Raw genomic sequence first — 17,114 nt, forward strand, 5'->3', positions numbered from 1 at the left:
CAGGCGATCTACTGGTGCCTTTTTTAAAATCATGGTAGCGGCCTTTCAGCGGCGCCCGGATTGGATCCGATTTCCGGTTCCTTCTGAAGCACCGCATGAGGTTATCTATGTCAAAATCCGTTTCAAACCCGATGTCGAAAGGTGAATTTATCGCCTTGATCGCGATGATGTTTGCCACCATCGCCTTTTCCATTGACGCCATGCTGCCGGCCCTGCCGGAAATTGGCGCAACGCTCAGCCCCGATAACATAAATCGGGCACAGCTGATCATCACCTCTTTTGTTCTGGGCATGGGTATCGGCACCTTTTTTACCGGCCCGATCTCTGACGCCTTTGGCCGCAAGCCCGTCATTTTTGGCGGCGTCATTCTCTATATCATCTCGGCGGCCGCGGCCTGGGCCGCGCAATCCCTGGAACTGGCGCTTTTGGCGCGGGTCACCATGGGGCTTGGCGCAGCCGGACCGCGCGTTGTCGCCATGGCCGTGGTGCGGGATCTCTATTCGGGCCGTGAGATGGCGCGGGTTGTCTCCATCGCCATGATGATCTTCACCCTCGTTCCGGCGGTTGCGCCGATGCTGGGCTCTGTCATCATTGCCTTTTCCAGCTGGCGCGGCATCTTTGCTGCCTTTGCGGCCTTTGCTCTCATCATCGCACTTTGGATGGGCGTGCGCCTGCCCGAAACGCTGGAGCGGCAAGACCGCCGCCCGGTGCGCCCGGCGCTGATGGCTGCAGCACTGAAGGAGATGGTGACCCACCCCACCGTCCGCCTGTCGATCATCGCCCAATGCCTGTGCCTTGGCATGCTGTTCACCATGATCACCCTGGTTCAACCGGCCTATGATGTGGTCTTTGACCGCGCCGAAAGCTTCCCTTACTGGTTCTTCGGCGTTGCGCTGGTGGCCGGGACGGGCAGCCTCCTGAATGCCGTACTGGTGGTGCGTCTGGGGATGCGCCGCATGGTGACCTGGGCGCTGGCCTCCCAGATCGGTCTGGCATCGGCCATGCTGGTCTTGGAAAGCATGCCGCTGGACAACTCCGTTGCCTTTGGCCTGTTTGTGACCTGGCAGACCAGCGTGTTCTTCATGGCCGGCGTTACCCTTGGCAATCTCAACGCCATGGGGATGGAGCCGATGGGCCATATCGCGGGTACGGCTGCCTCGGTCATGGGGGCAATCTCCACAGTAGTTGCCGCAGCCATCGCCGCACCGGTCGGGCTGTTGTTCGACGGATCGCTGCTGCCGCTGACCGCAGGCATTCTGATCATGGCTTTCCTCGGGTTTCTCGTCATGCTGCATATGGCGCGAGTAGAAGCACGCCTGCCTGCGGTTTAACCCCGCACCGCCGCCTGCCAGCAGATTGCGCAAATGCACTGCTGCCGCGTCGCGCCGGGGACACGCCGCTTGCCCGGCAAGCCTGAAAACCCTAACCTCTTCATAAGCTTGAAGGGGTGTTTTCATGGATTTCTATTATGATCTCGGGACCTATTCCTGTCCCGTGACCACCGGCAGCGCCAAGGCGCAGCTGTGGTTTGATCGCGGTCTGATCTGGACCTATGGCTATAACCATCAGGAGGCAGCCACCTGTTTTCGCCGCGCGCTGGCCGAAGATCCCGCCTGCGCCATGGCGCATTGGGGTCTCGCCTATGCATCCGGCCCCAACTACAACATGCCGTGGGAATTGCACGACCCCGCGACCCGGGCCGAGGCGCTGGCGACAGCCTATGATGCGACGCAGTCCGCTCTGGCCCATGCAGAGGTCTGCACCCCGGCCGAGCGCGCCCTGATCGCAGCGCTGACCGCCCGCTATCCGCAGCGCACGCCCGTCGACGACATGCACGCCTGGGACCATGATTTTGCCGACAGCATGCGCGCGGCCTTTGCCAAGGTACCCAACAATCTCGACCTGCGCTGCGTCTATGTCGAAAGCCTATTGAACCTCACACCCTGGAACATGTGGGATCTGAAAACCGGCCTTCCGGCAGAAGGCGCCGCGACGACAGAAGCGCAACAGGTTCTGGAAGACGCCTTTGACAGCCTGCCCGGCGCCATGACCCATCCCGGCCTGCTGCATCTTTATGTGCACCTGATGGAAATGTCGCCGACCCCGGAAAAGGCGCTGAAGGCGGGTGATGTGCTGCGCGATCTGGTGCCCGATGCCGGGCATCTGGTGCATATGCCCACCCATATCGACGTGCTCTGCGGCAATTATCAGGATGTGGTCTATTGGAACCAGAAGGCGATCGAAGCAGACCTGAAATACTACGAACGCGAAGGCGCCTATAATATCTACACCGGCTATCGGCAGCACGATTATCACTTCGTGATCTATGGTGCTCTTTTCCTTGGACAAATCAAGCCAGCCCTACGCGCAAATCAGGGGCTGTGGGACACCACGCCGATTGAAATGCTGCGGATCGAAAGCCCGCCAATGGCAGATTATTTCGAAAGCTACATGGCCATGCATCCTCATATCCTGATCCGGTTCGGCCGTTGGGACGAGGCGATCGCGCTGGAACTGCCAGAGGACCAGGAGTTGTTCCGCACTCTGACAGCCACTACCCATTATGCCCGCGCCCTTGGCTATGCTGCGACGGGCCGCGTGGCTGAGGCTGAGGCCGAGGAAGCGCTGTTCCTTGCGGCCAAGGACCGGGTGCCGGAAACCCGTCTGATGCACAACAACCGCGTTGTCGATCTTCTTGAAATCGCGCGGGAAATGCTGCGCGGCGAGATTGAGTATCGCAAGGGCAACTTTGATATCGCCTATGGCCATCTACGCCGCTCGGTCGATCTGGATGACAACCTGCCTTACGACGAACCCTGGGGCTGGATGCAGCCCACCCGCCACGCGTTGGGGGCGCTGCTGCTAGAGCAAGGCCATGTGACCGAGGCCGAGGCCGTCTATCGCGCCGATCTGGGGCTGGATGGCACCCTGTCGCGGGCGTCGATCCATCCCAACAACGTCTGGAGCCTCAAAGGGTTGCACGACTGCCTCGCGGCGCGTGGGGAAACCGTGGAAATCCACCACATTCGCCAGAAGCTGGATCTGGCGCAGGCGCGTTCGGACGGGATCATGGCCTCCTGCGGCTGCGCGCAGGTGGCGATGGCGCCGCAGGACTGTTGCGGCTGACCCGCACCATCCCTGCGCGCTGAAGGCCTAGCCCTGCTTTGCCTTGGCTTTTTTCTTCTCCGCGACCACCTTTTCGGCCAGGTCGCGGGCGATGGCAAAGGCGCCCTTGATCTTCTCGCTGTCCTTCTTCCAGTCGCGCCGCACGACGATCTTGTTGTCCTTGACCTTGGCCAGGCCTTTCTGATCCTCGATGAATTCGACCAGCCCCTGCGGGGAGGCAAATTTGTCATTGTGGAACTGCAGGGTTGCGCCCTTTGGACCGGCGTCCAGCTTGGCGATGCCCGCGCGTTTGCACATCGCCTTGATCCGCACCACCAGCATCAGCGTGTTTACCTCTTTCGGCAGTTTGCCAAACCGGTCGATCAGTTCTGCGGCGAACCCTTCCAGCTCTACCTTGGTCGTGAGGCCTGAGAGACGGCGATACAGGCCAAGGCGCACATCAAGGTCGGGCACGTAGTCCTCGGGGATCAGCACCGGCACGCCCAGATTGATCTGCGGCGCCCATTGATCGTCGCCCTCGGAAAGGCCCTCCAACTCCCCGGCCTTGATCTTGGCAATCGCCTCTTCCAGCATGGATTGGTACAGCTCATAGCCCACATCGCGCATCTGGCCCGATTGTTCCTCGCCCAGCAGGTTCCCAGCGCCGCGGATATCAAGGTCCTGACTGGCAAGGGTAAATCCGGCGCCCAGAGTGTCGAGCGAACCGAGCACCTTGAGCCGTTTTTCAGCCGTCGCGGTCAGGCGCACGCGCGGCTTGGTGGTAAGGTAAGCATAGGCACGGGTTTTCGAACGGCCCACCCGGCCCCGGATCTGATAAAGCTGCGCCAGGCCGAACATATCGGCCCGGTGCACCACCATGGTGTTTGCCGTCGGAATGTCGAGGCCCGATTCCACGATGGTTGTCGCCAGAAGGATGTCGAATTTGCCGTCGTAGAAGGCATTCATCCGGTCATCAAGCTCACCGGCCGCCATCTGACCATGCGCAACCACATAGGTCAGCTCGGGCAGTTGCTCCTTGAGGAATTCCTCGACCTCGGCGAGGTCTGAAATCCGCGGTACCACGTAAAAGCTTTGTCCGCCGCGATAATGTTCCCGCAGCAACCCTTCGCGGATGGTGACAGCGTCGAATTCGCTGACATAGGTGCGGATCGCAAGCCGGTCCACCGGCGGCGTGCCGATAATCGATAGATCCCGCACGCCCGTCAGGCTCAGCTGCAGGGTCCGCGGGATCGGCGTTGCGGTCAGGGTCAGCACGTGAATGTCGCTGCGCAGCTGCTTCAGGCGTTCCTTGTGGCCGACACCGAAATGCTGCTCTTCGTCGATGATCAGCAGGCCAAGGTTTTGAAACTTGATCCCCTTGGCCAACAATGCGTGGGTGCCAATCACGATATCGACCGTTCCCTTGGCCATACCTTCGCGCGTTTTGGCAGCGTCCTTTGCCGTAACAAAGCGCGACAACTGCCTGACTTCCAACGGGAAACCCCGGAACCGTTCTGCGAACGAGGCCGCGTGCTGACGCGCCAGCAGGGTTGTCGGCGCGATGACAGCCACCTGCACGCCGGACATCGCCGCGACAAAGGCCGCGCGCATCGCGACCTCGGTCTTGCCAAAGCCGACATCGCCGCAAATCAACCGGTCCATCGGCTGGCCCGAGGTCATATCCGCCATCACGTCCTCGATGGCGCGCAGCTGATCGTCGGTTTCCTGATAGGGAAAACGTGCCGAGAATTCCTCCCAGGCGTGCGGCGGCGGATCCATGATCGGTGCCTTGCGCAGCGCCCGTTCGGCCGCAATCCGGATCAGCCGGTCGGCCATCTCCCGAATGCGCTCTTTCAGCTTGGCCTTCTTCGCCTGCCAAGCACCGCCGCCCAGCCGGTCCAGAAGCCCTTCATCGTGGCCGTATTTGCTGAGGAGTTCGATATTCTCGACCGGCAGGTACAGCTTGGCCGCTTCGGCATATTCCAGCAGCAGGCATTCATGGGCCGCCCCGGCGGCGGTGATAACCTCCATCCCCTGATAGCGACCGATGCCGTGGTCGACATGCACCACTAGATCCCCCGGCGACAGCGATTGCGCCTCGGTCAGGAAATTCTCGGCCTTGCGGCGTTTCTTGGGCGAGCGGATCAGCCTGTCGCCCAGCACGTCCTGCTCGGAGATCACCGTCATGTCCGGCGCTTCGAACCCGTGTTCCAGCGCCCAGACCGCCAGATGCAGCCCGGATTTTCCAATCCGGGTGCCGTCCATGACCGGGATTGCCTCGGCCAAACCTTCGTCTTCGATCAACCCGGTCAGACGTTCCCGCGCACCTTCGGAGTATGAGGCAACCACGACCGGACCCTTTTGCATCCGCTCCTGAATATGGGCCGCCAAGGCACCAAAAAGACTGACGTTTTCCAATTGACGCTCGGGCGCGAAATCCCGCCCGATCCGCCCGCCTGCATCCACCACACCGGGGCCAGAGGCCTGCGCCAGTGGATGCAGCTGGATGGTACGATGTGCACTGGTTGCGTCCTCCCAGGCGCTGTCGTCAAGATACAGCAGCCCCGGCGGCGTTGGTTTGTATACCGTGTCCATCCGCCCCTTTTGGGCCATCGCCAGTTTGCGGGTCTCATACTGGTCCACGATACTGTCCCAGCGCGCCAGCCGGGATGCGGTAACCTGATCGTCCAGCGTGACCGAGGCCTGCGGCAGGTAGTCAAACAGGGTTTCCAGCTTCTCATGGAAGAACGGTAGCCAGTGTTCGATCCCTTGATGCTTTCGGCCCGCGCTGACCGCCTCGTACAGCGGATCGTCAGTGCCCGCAGCGCCGAATTCGATGCGGTAGTTCTGCCGGAACCGGGTCACGGCGGCGTCGTCCAGGATCACTTCGGAGACCGGCGCCAGTTCGATGAGGTCCAGTTTTTCCGTGGTCCGCTGGGTCACCGGATCAAACCGGCGCGCGCCATCCAGCACGTCACCAAACAGATCCAGCCGCACCGGCCCGGTGTCGCCCGGCGGGAAGATATCGATGATCCCGCCCCGGATTGCGTAGTCGCCCGGCTCCATCACTGTTGGACTTTGCGTGAACCCCATGCGGACCAGGAACTGACGCAGCGCCGTTTCATCGATCCGGTGGTCGACCCGGGCGCTGAAGGCTGCTTCGCGCAGGACCTCGCGCGCAGGCACCCGCTGACTGGCGGCGTTGAGCGTGGTCAGCAGGATGAACTGCGAAGGCATCTGGTGGACCAGCGCCGCCAGCGTCGCCATCCGCGCGGCGGAGATATCGGCGTTGGGCGAGACGCGGTCATAGGGCAGACAATCCCAGCCGGGAAAGACAAAGACCGGCATGTCCGGTGCAAAAAAGGCCAGCGCGGCGCGCATCGCCTCCATCCGCTTGTCATCGCGGGCCACATGAAGAACCGGACCGCCGGACGTCTCGACCTCTTTCAGCACCAGCCGGGCATCGAACCCTTCCGGCGCGCCGCCCATGGTTATCGCAGGCTGCGCCATGCTGCGCGTCTCCCTCTTCATTGTGTTTCTTCAGCTCTGGGTCCCTGGTGATGCTCAGCCAAAGACGCCCAACCGCAGATTCTGGTACATGCCCCACATCGCCGTGACAAAAATGGAGATCATGCCGATGATCTGGATCGCAAAGCGGCAGGTGGCAAGTCTGCGGTAGAGCGCATCGCCCTGCGGCTCATTCATCCGGATCGACCGCGCCGTCGCCAGATTGACCAGCCCCACCGCAGCCATCGGGAACAGCAGCAGGAACACTGCCTGTGCGAATTCCACGCCAAGACCAAAGCCCAAGGTTGCCAGGGACGACAGCACGAAGCAAGCGATCGCAAGGATCCAAAGTCCCGCCATTTGAACCACATAGAGCATGCGGTTTACGTTGATCCGCACCAGATCCTCCAGATCCTCGGCGCTCTGGCCGCCGTTCTTGCGCGCCCGGTGCACCATGTCAAAGGGCACCCCCAGGATCCAGTGACTGGCCGTGGACCACATCACCGCAAGGGCAATCCAGTACCAAAGGTTGGAAAAGGACCGCAGGTCGATCATTTCGGTCAGTGTCTGAAACAGATCCAATCCCGTGCCCTCTTCCGTCTGTTCGCATTCGCCGCCTTATATCCACCGCCAAAGCCCCCGGCACAAGCCCCGCAGACAAGGGGCGCACAAGCGCGGCGATTGTGCCACTTGCATGACGGCGCGGTTCCATGCGACCCACAGGCGTGCCACAGAGAGATGAGAGACCACGATGAAGCCGACCGTCGCCCCCTTTCCCGCCGCCCGCCTGCGCCGTACCCGTGTTAGCCCTGCGATCCGCGGGTTGGTCCGCGAGAACACCCTGACCACGGATGATCTGATCTGGCCGGTTTTCGTGCGCGATGGTGAAGGAATCGTGGAGCCGGTGGTCTCCATGCCCGGCGTGGTGCGCCGTTCGGTCGACAAGATCGCCGAAGCGGCAGTCGAGGCGCAGGCCCTTGGCATTCCGGCCATCTGCCTCTTTCCCTATACCGATCCGGCGCTCAAGACCGAAGACTGCGCTGAGGCCTGGAACCCCGACAACCTGTGCAACCGTGCTATCCGCGCGATCAAGGCGGTCGCGCCGGAGATCGCAGTGATGACCGACGTGGCGCTCGATCCCTATAACATCAACGGTCACGATGGTTTTGTCGTCGATGGTGAGATCCTCAACGATGAAACTGTCGAGGCACTGGTGAAGATGACCCTCGCGCAGGCCGAGGCCGGTGCGGACATCATCGGTCCGTCGGACATGATGGACGGTCGGATCGCCGCCATGCGCAGCGGCCTGGAACAGGGCGGCCACCGCAACGTATCGATCCTGTCCTATTCGGCCAAATACGCCTCTGGCTTTTACGGCCCGTTCCGCGATGCGGTCGGTGCATCTGGCGCGCTGAAAGGCGACAAGAAGACCTATCAGATGGACCCCGGCAACTCGGACGAGGCGCTTCGGCTGGTCGAACGTGACCTGCAGGAAGGCGCCGATATGGTCATGGTCAAACCCGGCATTGCCTATCTGGACATCTGCCACCGGGTCAAAACCACCTTTGGCACGCCCACCTTCGCCTATCAGGTCTCTGGCGAATACGCGATGATCCAGGCTGCCGCCCAGAATGGCTGGATCAATGGCGAACAGGTCATGCTGGAAAGCCTTCTTGCGTTCAAACGCGCAGGCTGTGACGGTATTTTGACCTATTTCGCGCCTGAAACCGCACGGATCCTGAACGGCTGATCCACCGCTATCCGGGATCACTTCCGGCGACGACACTGCCAACCCCACAGCAACGCCCTGCGGGAAGCCGCTCAGGCGGACTATGGCGCTGTTGTCGTAGATGACAGCGGGCTTTTTTCCGCCTATGATCCTGCTCAGAGCCGAACAACCGGCCTATATCCATAACGTGACAGGCAACACTTCACATGAGCAGACAAATTTCCCCCCGCTTGACGCGCCGCGGCTTCACTCTTGGCATTCTTGCCGGGACCGGAGCGGTTGCGGCCTGTGGCAATGGCGTTGGCAACAACAATGCCGCCACCATCGACGCCCGCGTCGATGCCACCCTCAACCAGATGTACAGCCAATACCCCAACACCATCACGCTGGCCGAGAAATCGACCGGCATGCTGGTGATGCCGCTGGTCACCGAGGCCGGTTTCCTGATTGGCGGCGCCTATGGGCGCGGCGCGCTGCGCATCAATGGCGTAACGGTCGATTACTATTCCACGGTCAAGGGCAACGCCGGGTTGCAGATCGGTGCCCAGCAATACGCCCATGTGCTGTTCTTCATGACGGACGACGCCCTGGCCGGGTTCCGACGCTCTTCGGGTTGGGCGGCCGGCGCTGATCTCGAATATGTGATCAAAGACGATGGCAACTCTGTCGCGGCCGATACCAATACCCTGACCTCTCCGATCCTGGCGGCCGTTTTCGCGCAGGCCGGTCTGCGTGTTGGCGCCACACTGGAAGGCACCAAATACACCCGCATCATTCCCTGATCGGACACGGCTCAGCTGATTTCACCGCTGAAGCAGCAGATAAAAAAAGGCGCGCCACATTCCGGGCGCGCCTTTTATTTCAGATGGTTGCGGGCTCTGTTTAACCTGCTGACTTCAGGCGTTTGAACAGCGACGAGGTATCCCAGCGCCCGCCGCCCATCTTCTGCACATCCTTGTAGAACTGATCGACCAGCGCGGTCACCGGCAGGCTGGCGCCGGTTTCATCCGCAGCATCCAGACAAATCCCCAGATCCTTGCGCATCCAATCCACGGCAAAACCATGTTCGAAATGATCGTCCAGCATGGTTTCATAGCGGTTCGCCATCTGCCAGCTGCCTGCCGCCCCCTGGCTGATCACCTCGACCACGGCGCGGCCATCAAGACCTGCTTTTTCGGCAAAATGCAGCGATTCCGCGAGCCCCTGCACCAGCCCGGCGATTGCAATCTGGTTGCACATCTTGGTCATCTGGCCGGCACCGCTGTCGCCGATCCGGCGACAGATACGGGCATAGGCGTCGATGATGGGTTCCGCACGGGCATAGGCCTCCGCTTCACCACCGCACATCACCGATAGAACGCCATTCTCGGCCCCCGCCTGACCGCCGGAAATCGGCGCATCTACAAAGGAAATGCCCAGCTCGGCAGCCGCCTCGAACAGCTCCCGCGTGACGCTGGCAGAGACCGTGGTGTGATCGACAAAAACGCCGCCCTTGGCCATCCCGGCAAAGGCGCCATCCGGCCCCAGGCAGACCGAGCGCAGGTCATCATCGTTGCCCACACAGGACATCACGAATTCCGCGCCCGCAGCCGCCTCGCGCGGAGTTGGCGCGCTGGCACCGCCGTGCTCCTTGACCCAGGCCTCGGCCTTGGCGGCGGTGCGGTTGTAGACCGTCACCTCGTGACCCGCCGATTGCAGGTGCCCGGCCATCGGATAGCCCATAACTCCCAACCCCAGAAATGCAGCTTTTGCCATGTGCTTTTCCCCTGTGCTTTCTTGGCATATGTTGACGCTACCCTAGCACTGGCGGCGCGGGGTGCAATCGTGCCAGGCCGCTGAACACAGAAAACAAAGGGAAAAACCTTTATATGGCACTCCTGTTCCGCTGGCTGATGCGACTGACCGCCACCTTGATTCTGCTGTCGCTCGCTGCGGTTGTCCTGGCCTACTATTTCGCCTCCCAGTCGCTGCCCGACTATGACAAGACGATTGCCCTGCCCGGCCCCACGGCACCGGTCGAGATTGTCCGCGACAACGCCAATGTGCCGCATATCTTCAGCAGCATCGGCGCCAGTGACGAGGACGTGTTTTTCGGCCTCGGCTATGCCCATGCGCAGGACCGCTTGTGGCAGATGGCTGTGATGCGGCGCACCGCGCAGGGACGTCTGTCCGAGATCTTTGGTACCCGCACCATTGAGGTCGATACTTTCGTGCGGCGGCTTGATCTTTACCGGCTGGCACAACAATCGGTCGCGGTTCAGACACCCGAAGCCATGGCCGCGTTGACCGCCTATTCCGCTGGTGTGAATGCCCGCCTGCAGGAGATCAACGAAGAGGCGCTGGGACGCGGCGCGCCGGAGATGTTCCTGTTTAATATGCCGCTAGCCCCATGGCAGCCTGCCGACAGTATCGCGATCATGAAACTGATGGCGCTGAAACTGTCAGGCCATATGCGCGAGGAAATCCTGCGTGCACGCACCTCTCTGGCGCTCGCCGATCCGGAACGCCTGTTTGATATCCTGCCCGATGCGCCGGGATCCGGCACGGCCGCGCTGCCGGAATATGCGAGCCTGTTCCCAGATGCACCGCGCATCGCCGCCTCTTCGCCCGAGCCGGAAAGTCGCCTGTTTCCGCTCGCGCCGCGCGGCCTTGGCGGAGCGTCCAATGCCTGGGCTGCCGATCCCAGTCGATCGGCCACGGGCGGCACCCTACTGGCCAATGATCCACATCTGGGCCTCAGCGCGCCCGGGATCTGGTATCTGGCGCGGATGGAACTGGCAACCGGCGGCGTGATTGGCGGAACCATCCCAGGGCTGCCTGCCGTGCTCACCGGACGCTCAAACGACTTGGGCTGGGGGATCACCTCTTCCTACATGGATGATCAGGATCTCTTCATCGAAAAGATCAACACCGAAAATCCCGAAGAATATTTAAGTCCAACGGGTTACATGCCTTTTGTTACCCGCCGGTCCATCATCAACATTAAGGACGCGCCGCCAGTCACCCTGACCCTGCGCTGGACCGAGAACGGGCCGGTTCTTCCGGGGTCCATGTTCTCTCTGGCCACCATCACCCCGCCGGGTCACGTGGTCAGCCTTGGCTGGACGGCTTTGTCTGGCGAAGATACCTCGGTCAGTGCCGCCATCGCTTTGATGCGCAGCGCCTCGGCCCGGGAAGCGATCCGTGTCGCCGAAGATTATATTGCACCTTCGCAGAACCTGACGCTGGCGGATAAGGAAACGATTGCCCTCAAGACCATCGGCGCCATTCCCCAGCGCGATGCACGTCATCAAAGCAAGGGCCGCCTGCCAAGCCAGGGCTGGCGCCGGGAAAACATTTGGAAAGGCCGCGCGCCCTATGCTGCCAACCCGGAATTCATCAGTCCCCGTGGCGGGATCCTGGGCAATACCAATAACAAGCTGCTTGACCGCCCCTTTCCCAACCATGTCTCCTTCGACTGGGGCGACACCCAGCGGATCAACCGCTGGCGGCGCTTGATGCAGAACCGCGAAGTACACACGCGCGACAGCTTCATTGAGGCGCAGCTTGATACGGTATCCTACTCTGCCCGGGCCCTGCTGCCGCTGATCGGGGCAGACCTGTGGTTCACCGGCGAGGCCGCCCCTGAAGGCAGCCGCGAACGCCAGCGTCACACCGCGCTGACCCTGCTGTCTGAATGGAACGGCGAAATGAATGAGCACCTGCCGGAGCCGTTGATCTATGCGGCCTGGCTCCGGGCGCTGCAAGCGCGGCTGATCACCGATGATCTGGGACCGCTGACGGAAGAGTACAAACACGTGGACCCGCTGTTCATCGAACGGGTCTACCGCGACATCGATGGAGCTGCCGCCTGGTGCGATGTCCGGCAAAGCGCGCCGCGGGAAACCTGTACCGACATGGCGCGGCTGGCGCTGGACGATGCGCTGATCTGGATCGAGGAACGCTATGGCACCGCGCTGGAATCGCTGCGCTGGGGCGATGCCCACCAAGCCACCCACGATCACGAGGTTCTGGGCGAGGTGCCGGTACTGCGGTTCTTTGTGAACATCCGCCAGTCCACCAGCGGCGGCGACAACACCCTGCAGCGCGGGCGCACCTCTGGCGAAGGCCCGATGCCGTTTCAGAATGTCCATGCCGCCGGGTTCCGCGGCGTCTATGATTTTGCCGATCCGGACAGTTCGGTCTTTATTACCTCGACCGGCCAGTCGGGACACTTCCTCTCGCGCCACTATGACGACATGGCCCAGTTGTGGCGCCGGGGTGAATATATCCCGATGTCTCTGGACGAGGATCTTGCCCGCGCGGCGGCAGTCGGTGTGACCCGTATCCTGCCCCGGAACTAGACAGAGAGCCCCTGGATGGAAGATCAAGCCGTCACTCTGATCATCTTTGGCCTTCTGTTCTTTGCCGGGTTGGCGGCCGACCGGATCGGGCGACGGTTGCGCCTGCCCCGTGTAACACTGCTTCTGGGCTGCGGCTTGCTGATCGGTCACTCCGGGTTTGGTTTGCTGCCGGACAGCATCACGGAACTGTACCCGGTGATTGCTGTGGTGGCGCTCAGTGCGGTTGCGGTTCTCTTGGGCAGCGCCTTGTCCATGTCCAACCTGCGCCAGCATGGCCGCGTGGTTGTCGTCGTGTCACTGTCCATCGTTATCGTCAGTCAGGTCGCCGTCACAACCGGGCTTTGGGCCATGGGCCTGCCGCTGACGCTGGCCATCCTGCTGGGCGCGCTGGCCACGGCGACCGATCCCGCAGCCACCTATGACGTGATCGATCAATCCGGGCAGGATACGGGATTTACCCAAACTCTCAAAGGCTTGGTCGCCATTGATGATGCTTGGGGGCTGTTCGCCTTCAGCCTCGCATTGCTGATGATTGATCTCATCAGCGGTATTGGTGACGGTGTTGATACGCTGATCATCGCCACGCAGGAGGTTGTCGGATCGATAGGACTGGGGATCGCCATCGGCATTCCTGGTGCGCTGCTGACCGGACGGCTGTCAGATGGGGAGCCGCTGCGGATCGAGGCGCTCGGCCTGATCTTCCTGACCGCCGGACTGTCGCTGATGCTGGAGCTGTCTTATCTGATCGCAGGCATGACAGCCGGCGCAGTGATCGTAAATCTAGCCCGCCACCACACTCGGGCCTTTCACGAGATCCACAATTTCGAATGGCCTTTCATGATCATCTTTTTCGTACTCGCCGGTGCAACGCTGGACCCCGAGGCGCTGGCGACGCTGGGCATGGCGGGCCTTGGCTATTCGGTTCTCCGGGTGTTGGGGCGCATCTTTGGGGGTTGGATCGGCGGTATGCTGGCCCACGCCCCGGCGACCGAACGGCCCTATTACGGCGCCGCGATGCTGCCGCAAGCCGGGGTGGCAATCGGCATGGCGTTGGTCGCGGCCGAGCGGTTCCCCGAATTCGCTCCGTCGATCATGGCGCTGGCGATTGGAACCACGGTGGGGTTTGAACTGATCGGGCCAATCGTCGCTGCAGCCACGCTCACGCTGCAATCACGACCGCGTAGCGGTGCAACGCCGCCGGATTCTCACTAGCAGCTACTTCGGAGTTTCAAGGACGTACAGCACGACGGATCATAGCCCGTCGTACTGCGCCCGTTGTTTCGCAGTCCAAAGCACGGTGATATCAAAACCGCTCTCGGTCTGCTCTTCGGAGACGACAACATCCTGCGCGAACAGCCAGGCCCGTTGCTTGCCTTGCGAAAAATCAAGGCTGAGCACCTCTTGATGCTTTGTGCCTTGCAGTTTTTCCGCGATATCCGCCAAGAGCCCGTCGATGCCTTCGCCGGTCACGGCTGAAATCGCGTGGATCCCTTCCTCGCGGGCGGCGCGCTGTCGGCGGGCGTCGGCTTCTTCCTCGCTGAGATTGTCGAGCTTGTTCCAGACCTCAATCTGGGTGCGGTTTTCATCCACCCCAAGCGACGTCAGGATCGCGGCCACATCGCGGGCCTGATGCTCGGTTTCATCGTGGCTGATGTCGCGCACGTGCAGGATCACATCGGCGGCCAGCACCTCTTCCAGCGTCGCACGGAAGGCCGCGACCAGCTCGGTCGGCAGATCCGAGATAAAGCCCACCGTGTCCGACAGGATCACCTCTGGACCATCAGGCAACAGCACCCGGCGCATAGTCGGATCCAGAGTGGCGAACAGCATATCCTCGGCCATCACCTCAGCCCCGGTCAGGCGATTGAACAGGGTCGATTTACCGGCGTTGGTATAGCCGACAAGCGCGACAATCGGATAAGGCACCTTGGCCCGCGCGGCGCGATGCAGCGTGCGGGTTTTCACCACCTTGTCGAGCTGGCGGCGTAGGCGCACCAGCTGATCGTCAATTGCACGACGGTCCGCCTCGATCTGGGTTTCGCCGGGACCGCCAACGAAACCCAATCCGCCCCGCTGCCGTTCCAGGTGGGTCCAGGCCCGCACCAGCCGGGTCCGCTGGTAGCTGAGCGCGGCCATCTCCACCTGCAGCACACCTTCACGCGTGCGCGCCCGATCCGAGAAGATCTCGAGGATCAGCCCGGTCCGGTCGAGGATCTTGACCTTCCAGGCCTTTTCCAGATTTCGCTGCTGCACCGGAGAGACCGGACCGTCAATAAGGACCAGTTCCACCTCTTCGGATTTCAGCTTCTGCGCCAGTTCTTCGATCTTACCCGAACCGAACAACATCCCCGCATGAGCCTTGGGCAAACGCACCACATCCGATCCGACAACGTCGAGATCGGGCAGCGCCTGCGCCAGCGCCACAGCCTCTGCAAGGGCGGGTTCAGGATCGCGCCGGTGTTGATCCGACTTGATCTCGGGATGCAGCACCCAGGCCCGGGTGCGCTTCCGGTCATGCTCCATCAAGAGGCGTCTTCACCTTCATAAAGGCTGATCGGCTGTGCGGGCATGATCGTGGAAATTGCGTGTTTGTAGACCAACTGCGACTGTCCGTCGCGGCGCAGCAGGACACAGAAATTATCAAACCAGGTAATAACCCCCTGCAATTTGACCCCGTTGATCAGAAAAATTGTAACGGGAACCTTGGTTTTGCGAACGTGATTCAGGAAGGCATCCTGAAGATTCTGTCTGTCCGAAGCCATTATTATTATCTCGCCTTTTTTCTTGCTACGCGCTGCGGACCAACGCGCCTCGTTACAACCAACTATGGACGGAGACCGATTGGGTTTCCACCCGAAAAACATCAAATGCCAGAGCAGCGTAACGAGGTTTTCTTAACTGCGCCAGAGATTAGGCGACAAAAGCGCGATGATCGCCAGAGTTTCGAGCCGCCCGAGCACCATCGCAAAGCACAGCACCAGTTTGGCCGAGGGCACCAGCTGCCACAGCATGATCGGCTCGCTCGCCGCGACTTCGGTCAACGGGCCAGTTGTCGACAGGGCCGATACCGCCAGGATCAGCGAAGTTTCGAAATCCGTACCAAGGGCGGCAAGCACCGTGCTGATCAGCGCCAGAGACAAGGCAAAGAGCATGAAAAAGATCCAGGCCACAAAGGCGCCGTTCTTTTGCAGCCGCCGGTTGCCAGCACCCTCGCCGCTGACCGATGACGGATGCACCAGCCGTTCCATTTCGCCAAGCCCGTTGAGATAAAGCGCATAGACCCGCAGCAATTTGACGCCGCCCGCTGTGGTGGCCACCCCGCCGCCAATCAGAGACAGGCCCAGAAGAATCATACCCGGGGTTTCCAACCCCGACCATTGCCCGGCGGCCTCCCAGTCGGCGCTTTCAAATCCGGTGGTGGACAGGAAGGACATCACCGTGAACAGCGCCCCCCAGAAGGCGCGCAGCGCCTGCATGCCATCCTCGGCGTTGTTGACCTCAAACGTTGCCAGCCAGTGGCGCAGGAACAAGAGCGTCGGAACCCCCAGCACAATCAGTAGGCCGGAACGGAACTCCGGGTCACGATCCAGCCGCCCGTCGCCGGTACTGACCGTATCGGAAGAAAATGTCAGCCGCGACAGGGCAAAGAACATGAACAGGAACATGACCATTTCCCCGGCCATGCCGCTGTTTGCCGCCTCGGTGCCCCCGACCGATGAAATCCCCGAGGTCGCCATCACCGACATCGCATGGGTCAGCCCGGCCAGCGATTTACTACCAGTCATCATCAAAAGGGTCCAGAGAACCAGCGTCAGCGCGAAATAGACCGGCGTCAGGGTGCGTGCGACTGTGATCAATTGGCGCCGTGGATCCGCCTTTTGCATCAGAACAGGTGTCGCGCCACCGCCGCCCGGCTCCCCCTTGGCGGTGACTTCGAAGCCGCCCAGGAACATCGGCGCCAGAACCGCCGAGGCGGCGATCCACATCAAAAGGCCGCCAAGCCAGCCAACAATCGCCCGCCACAGATGCACGCTGGGCGGCAGCCGCCCCGGATCGGCAAAGATATCGGCGCCCGTTGTGGTGACGGCGCTCACCATGTCGAAATATGCGTTGAGGAAGCTTGTGTTTTTCAACGCATCCTGTACGGGAAGCGCAAGGAACAGCGGCAATACTGCAAAGGTTGCCAGCAGCGACAGCAACTGCCCCGGCATGCCATAGCGGGGCATCTTATTGCCCAGCGACAAGGCAATCACAGCGATCACAAAAAGCCCCAAGAGGCCGGAGAAAAAGAAACTTTGCGATGTCGGGTGGTCGTTCAGGATCACCGCATGGGTGGCCGGCACCCACATGGCCAGGCAAGCCACACCCCAGATCAGCAGGAACAAAGGCAGACGCAACAGCCCGCCCGCGGTATGATTGCGTGCCGCCAT

At 61.5% G+C, this 17,114-nt stretch carries 12 protein-coding genes; 6 read left to right on the plus strand and 6 right to left on the minus strand.

The annotated features are described in order from the left end of the window. Nucleotides 1-107: 107 nt before the first annotated feature. A complete protein-coding gene (locus tag SM763_RS00430) occupies nt 108-1,331 on the plus strand; it encodes an MFS transporter (protein ID WP_274834093.1) in 1,224 nt (407 codons plus the stop codon). Nucleotides 1,332-1,455: 124 nt separating this feature from the next. Continuing rightward, nucleotides 1,456-3,126, plus strand: a complete 1,671-nt coding sequence (locus SM763_RS00435; RefSeq protein WP_368996976.1) for a hypothetical protein — start codon at nt 1,456-1,458, stop codon at nt 3,124-3,126. Nucleotides 3,127-3,153: 27 nt separating this feature from the next. Here SM763_RS00435 and mfd read toward each other — a convergent pair whose 3' ends face one another. Both mfd and SM763_RS00445 read right to left on the minus strand, forming a co-directional pair. After that, on the minus strand, nt 3,154-6,615 hold the full coding sequence (mfd, locus tag SM763_RS00440) for a transcription-repair coupling factor (protein ID WP_368997496.1): 3,462 nt from the start codon (nt 6,613-6,615) through the stop codon (nt 3,154-3,156). Nucleotides 6,616-6,669: 54 nt separating this feature from the next. Beyond that, nucleotides 6,670-7,194 (minus strand): component of SufBCD complex, encoded by a 525-nt coding sequence (locus SM763_RS00445; RefSeq protein WP_274834088.1) that lies wholly within the window; start codon nt 7,192-7,194, stop codon nt 6,670-6,672. A gap of 169 nt (nt 7,195-7,363) precedes the next feature. Here SM763_RS00445 and hemB point away from each other — a divergent pair, with 169 nt between their 5' ends. Then, the gene (hemB, locus tag SM763_RS00450) at nt 7,364-8,362 is read left to right on the plus strand and encodes a porphobilinogen synthase (RefSeq protein WP_065270234.1); all 999 of its coding nucleotides are present in this window, start codon (nt 7,364-7,366) and stop codon (nt 8,360-8,362) included. A 185-nt stretch (nt 8,363-8,547) separates the two neighbouring features. Further along, nucleotides 8,548-9,123: a lipid-binding SYLF domain-containing protein gene (locus SM763_RS00455; protein WP_347508506.1), complete on the plus strand. Its 576-nt coding sequence runs from the start codon at nt 8,548-8,550 to the stop codon at nt 9,121-9,123. Nucleotides 9,124-9,223: 100 nt separating this feature from the next. On the opposite strand, the gene SM763_RS00460 is transcribed toward SM763_RS00455, so the two are convergent. Continuing rightward, nucleotides 9,224-10,126: an NAD(P)-dependent oxidoreductase gene (locus tag SM763_RS00460; protein ID WP_274832266.1), complete on the minus strand. Its 903-nt coding sequence runs from the start codon at nt 10,124-10,126 to the stop codon at nt 9,224-9,226. Between the two features lie 83 nt (nt 10,127-10,209). Between SM763_RS00460 and SM763_RS00465 the strand changes: the two genes are divergently transcribed. After that, the gene (locus tag SM763_RS00465) at nt 10,210-12,684 is read left to right on the plus strand and encodes a penicillin acylase family protein (protein WP_368996978.1); all 2,475 of its coding nucleotides are present in this window, start codon (nt 10,210-10,212) and stop codon (nt 12,682-12,684) included. Nucleotides 12,685-12,699: 15 nt separating this feature from the next. After that, nucleotides 12,700-13,896, plus strand: coding sequence for a cation:proton antiporter (locus tag SM763_RS00470; protein WP_274840696.1), 1,197 nt, complete (start codon nt 12,700-12,702; stop codon nt 13,894-13,896). 39 nt (nt 13,897-13,935) lie between these two features. On the opposite strand, the gene hflX is transcribed toward SM763_RS00470, so the two are convergent. The 3 genes from hflX to SM763_RS00485 all read right to left on the minus strand — a co-directional run bounded on the left by hflX (nt 13,936) and on the right by SM763_RS00485 (nt 17,114). Then, nucleotides 13,936-15,207, minus strand: a complete 1,272-nt coding sequence (gene hflX, locus SM763_RS00475; protein ID WP_368996980.1) for a GTPase HflX — start codon at nt 15,205-15,207, stop codon at nt 13,936-13,938. Continuing rightward, complete coding sequence (gene hfq, locus SM763_RS00480; RefSeq protein ID WP_008204623.1) at nt 15,207-15,446, minus strand: RNA chaperone Hfq; 240 nt, start codon at nt 15,444-15,446, stop codon at nt 15,207-15,209. Before hfq ends, hflX begins: the two co-directional genes overlap by 1 nt. Before the next feature lie 132 nt (nt 15,447-15,578). Continuing rightward, the gene (locus SM763_RS00485; protein WP_368996982.1) at nt 15,579-17,114 is read right to left on the minus strand and encodes a TrkH family potassium uptake protein; all 1,536 of its coding nucleotides are present in this window, start codon (nt 17,112-17,114) and stop codon (nt 15,579-15,581) included.

It is taken from the genome of Pseudophaeobacter sp. C1-32P7, assembly GCF_041008775.1.
GTDB lineage: Bacteria > Pseudomonadota > Alphaproteobacteria > Rhodobacterales > Rhodobacteraceae > Phycobacter > Phycobacter gallaeciensis_A.

Excerpts from the sequence above, each read along its gene's own strand:
- SM763_RS00430 (WP_274834093.1), top strand. The coding sequence starts at position 108 with ATGTCAAAATCCGTTTCAAACCCGATGTCGAAAGGTGAATTTATCGCC.
- SM763_RS00435 (WP_368996976.1), top strand. The coding sequence starts at position 1,456 with ATGGATTTCTATTATGATCTCGGGACCTATTCCTGTCCCGTGACCACC.
- mfd (WP_368997496.1), bottom strand. The coding sequence starts at position 6,615 with ATGGCGCAGCCTGCGATAACCATGGGCGGCGCGCCGGAAGGGTTCGAT.
- hemB (WP_065270234.1), top strand. The coding sequence starts at position 7,364 with ATGAAGCCGACCGTCGCCCCCTTTCCCGCCGCCCGCCTGCGCCGTACC.
- SM763_RS00455 (WP_347508506.1), top strand. The coding sequence starts at position 8,548 with ATGAGCAGACAAATTTCCCCCCGCTTGACGCGCCGCGGCTTCACTCTT.
- SM763_RS00465 (WP_368996978.1), top strand. The coding sequence starts at position 10,210 with ATGGCACTCCTGTTCCGCTGGCTGATGCGACTGACCGCCACCTTGATT.
- SM763_RS00470 (WP_274840696.1), top strand. The coding sequence starts at position 12,700 with ATGGAAGATCAAGCCGTCACTCTGATCATCTTTGGCCTTCTGTTCTTT.
- hflX (WP_368996980.1), bottom strand. The coding sequence starts at position 15,207 with ATGGAGCATGACCGGAAGCGCACCCGGGCCTGGGTGCTGCATCCCGAG.
- hfq (WP_008204623.1), bottom strand. The coding sequence starts at position 15,446 with ATGGCTTCGGACAGACAGAATCTTCAGGATGCCTTCCTGAATCACGTT.
- SM763_RS00485 (WP_368996982.1), bottom strand. The coding sequence starts at position 17,114 with ATGGCGGCACGCAATCATACCGCGGGCGGGCTGTTGCGTCTGCCTTTG.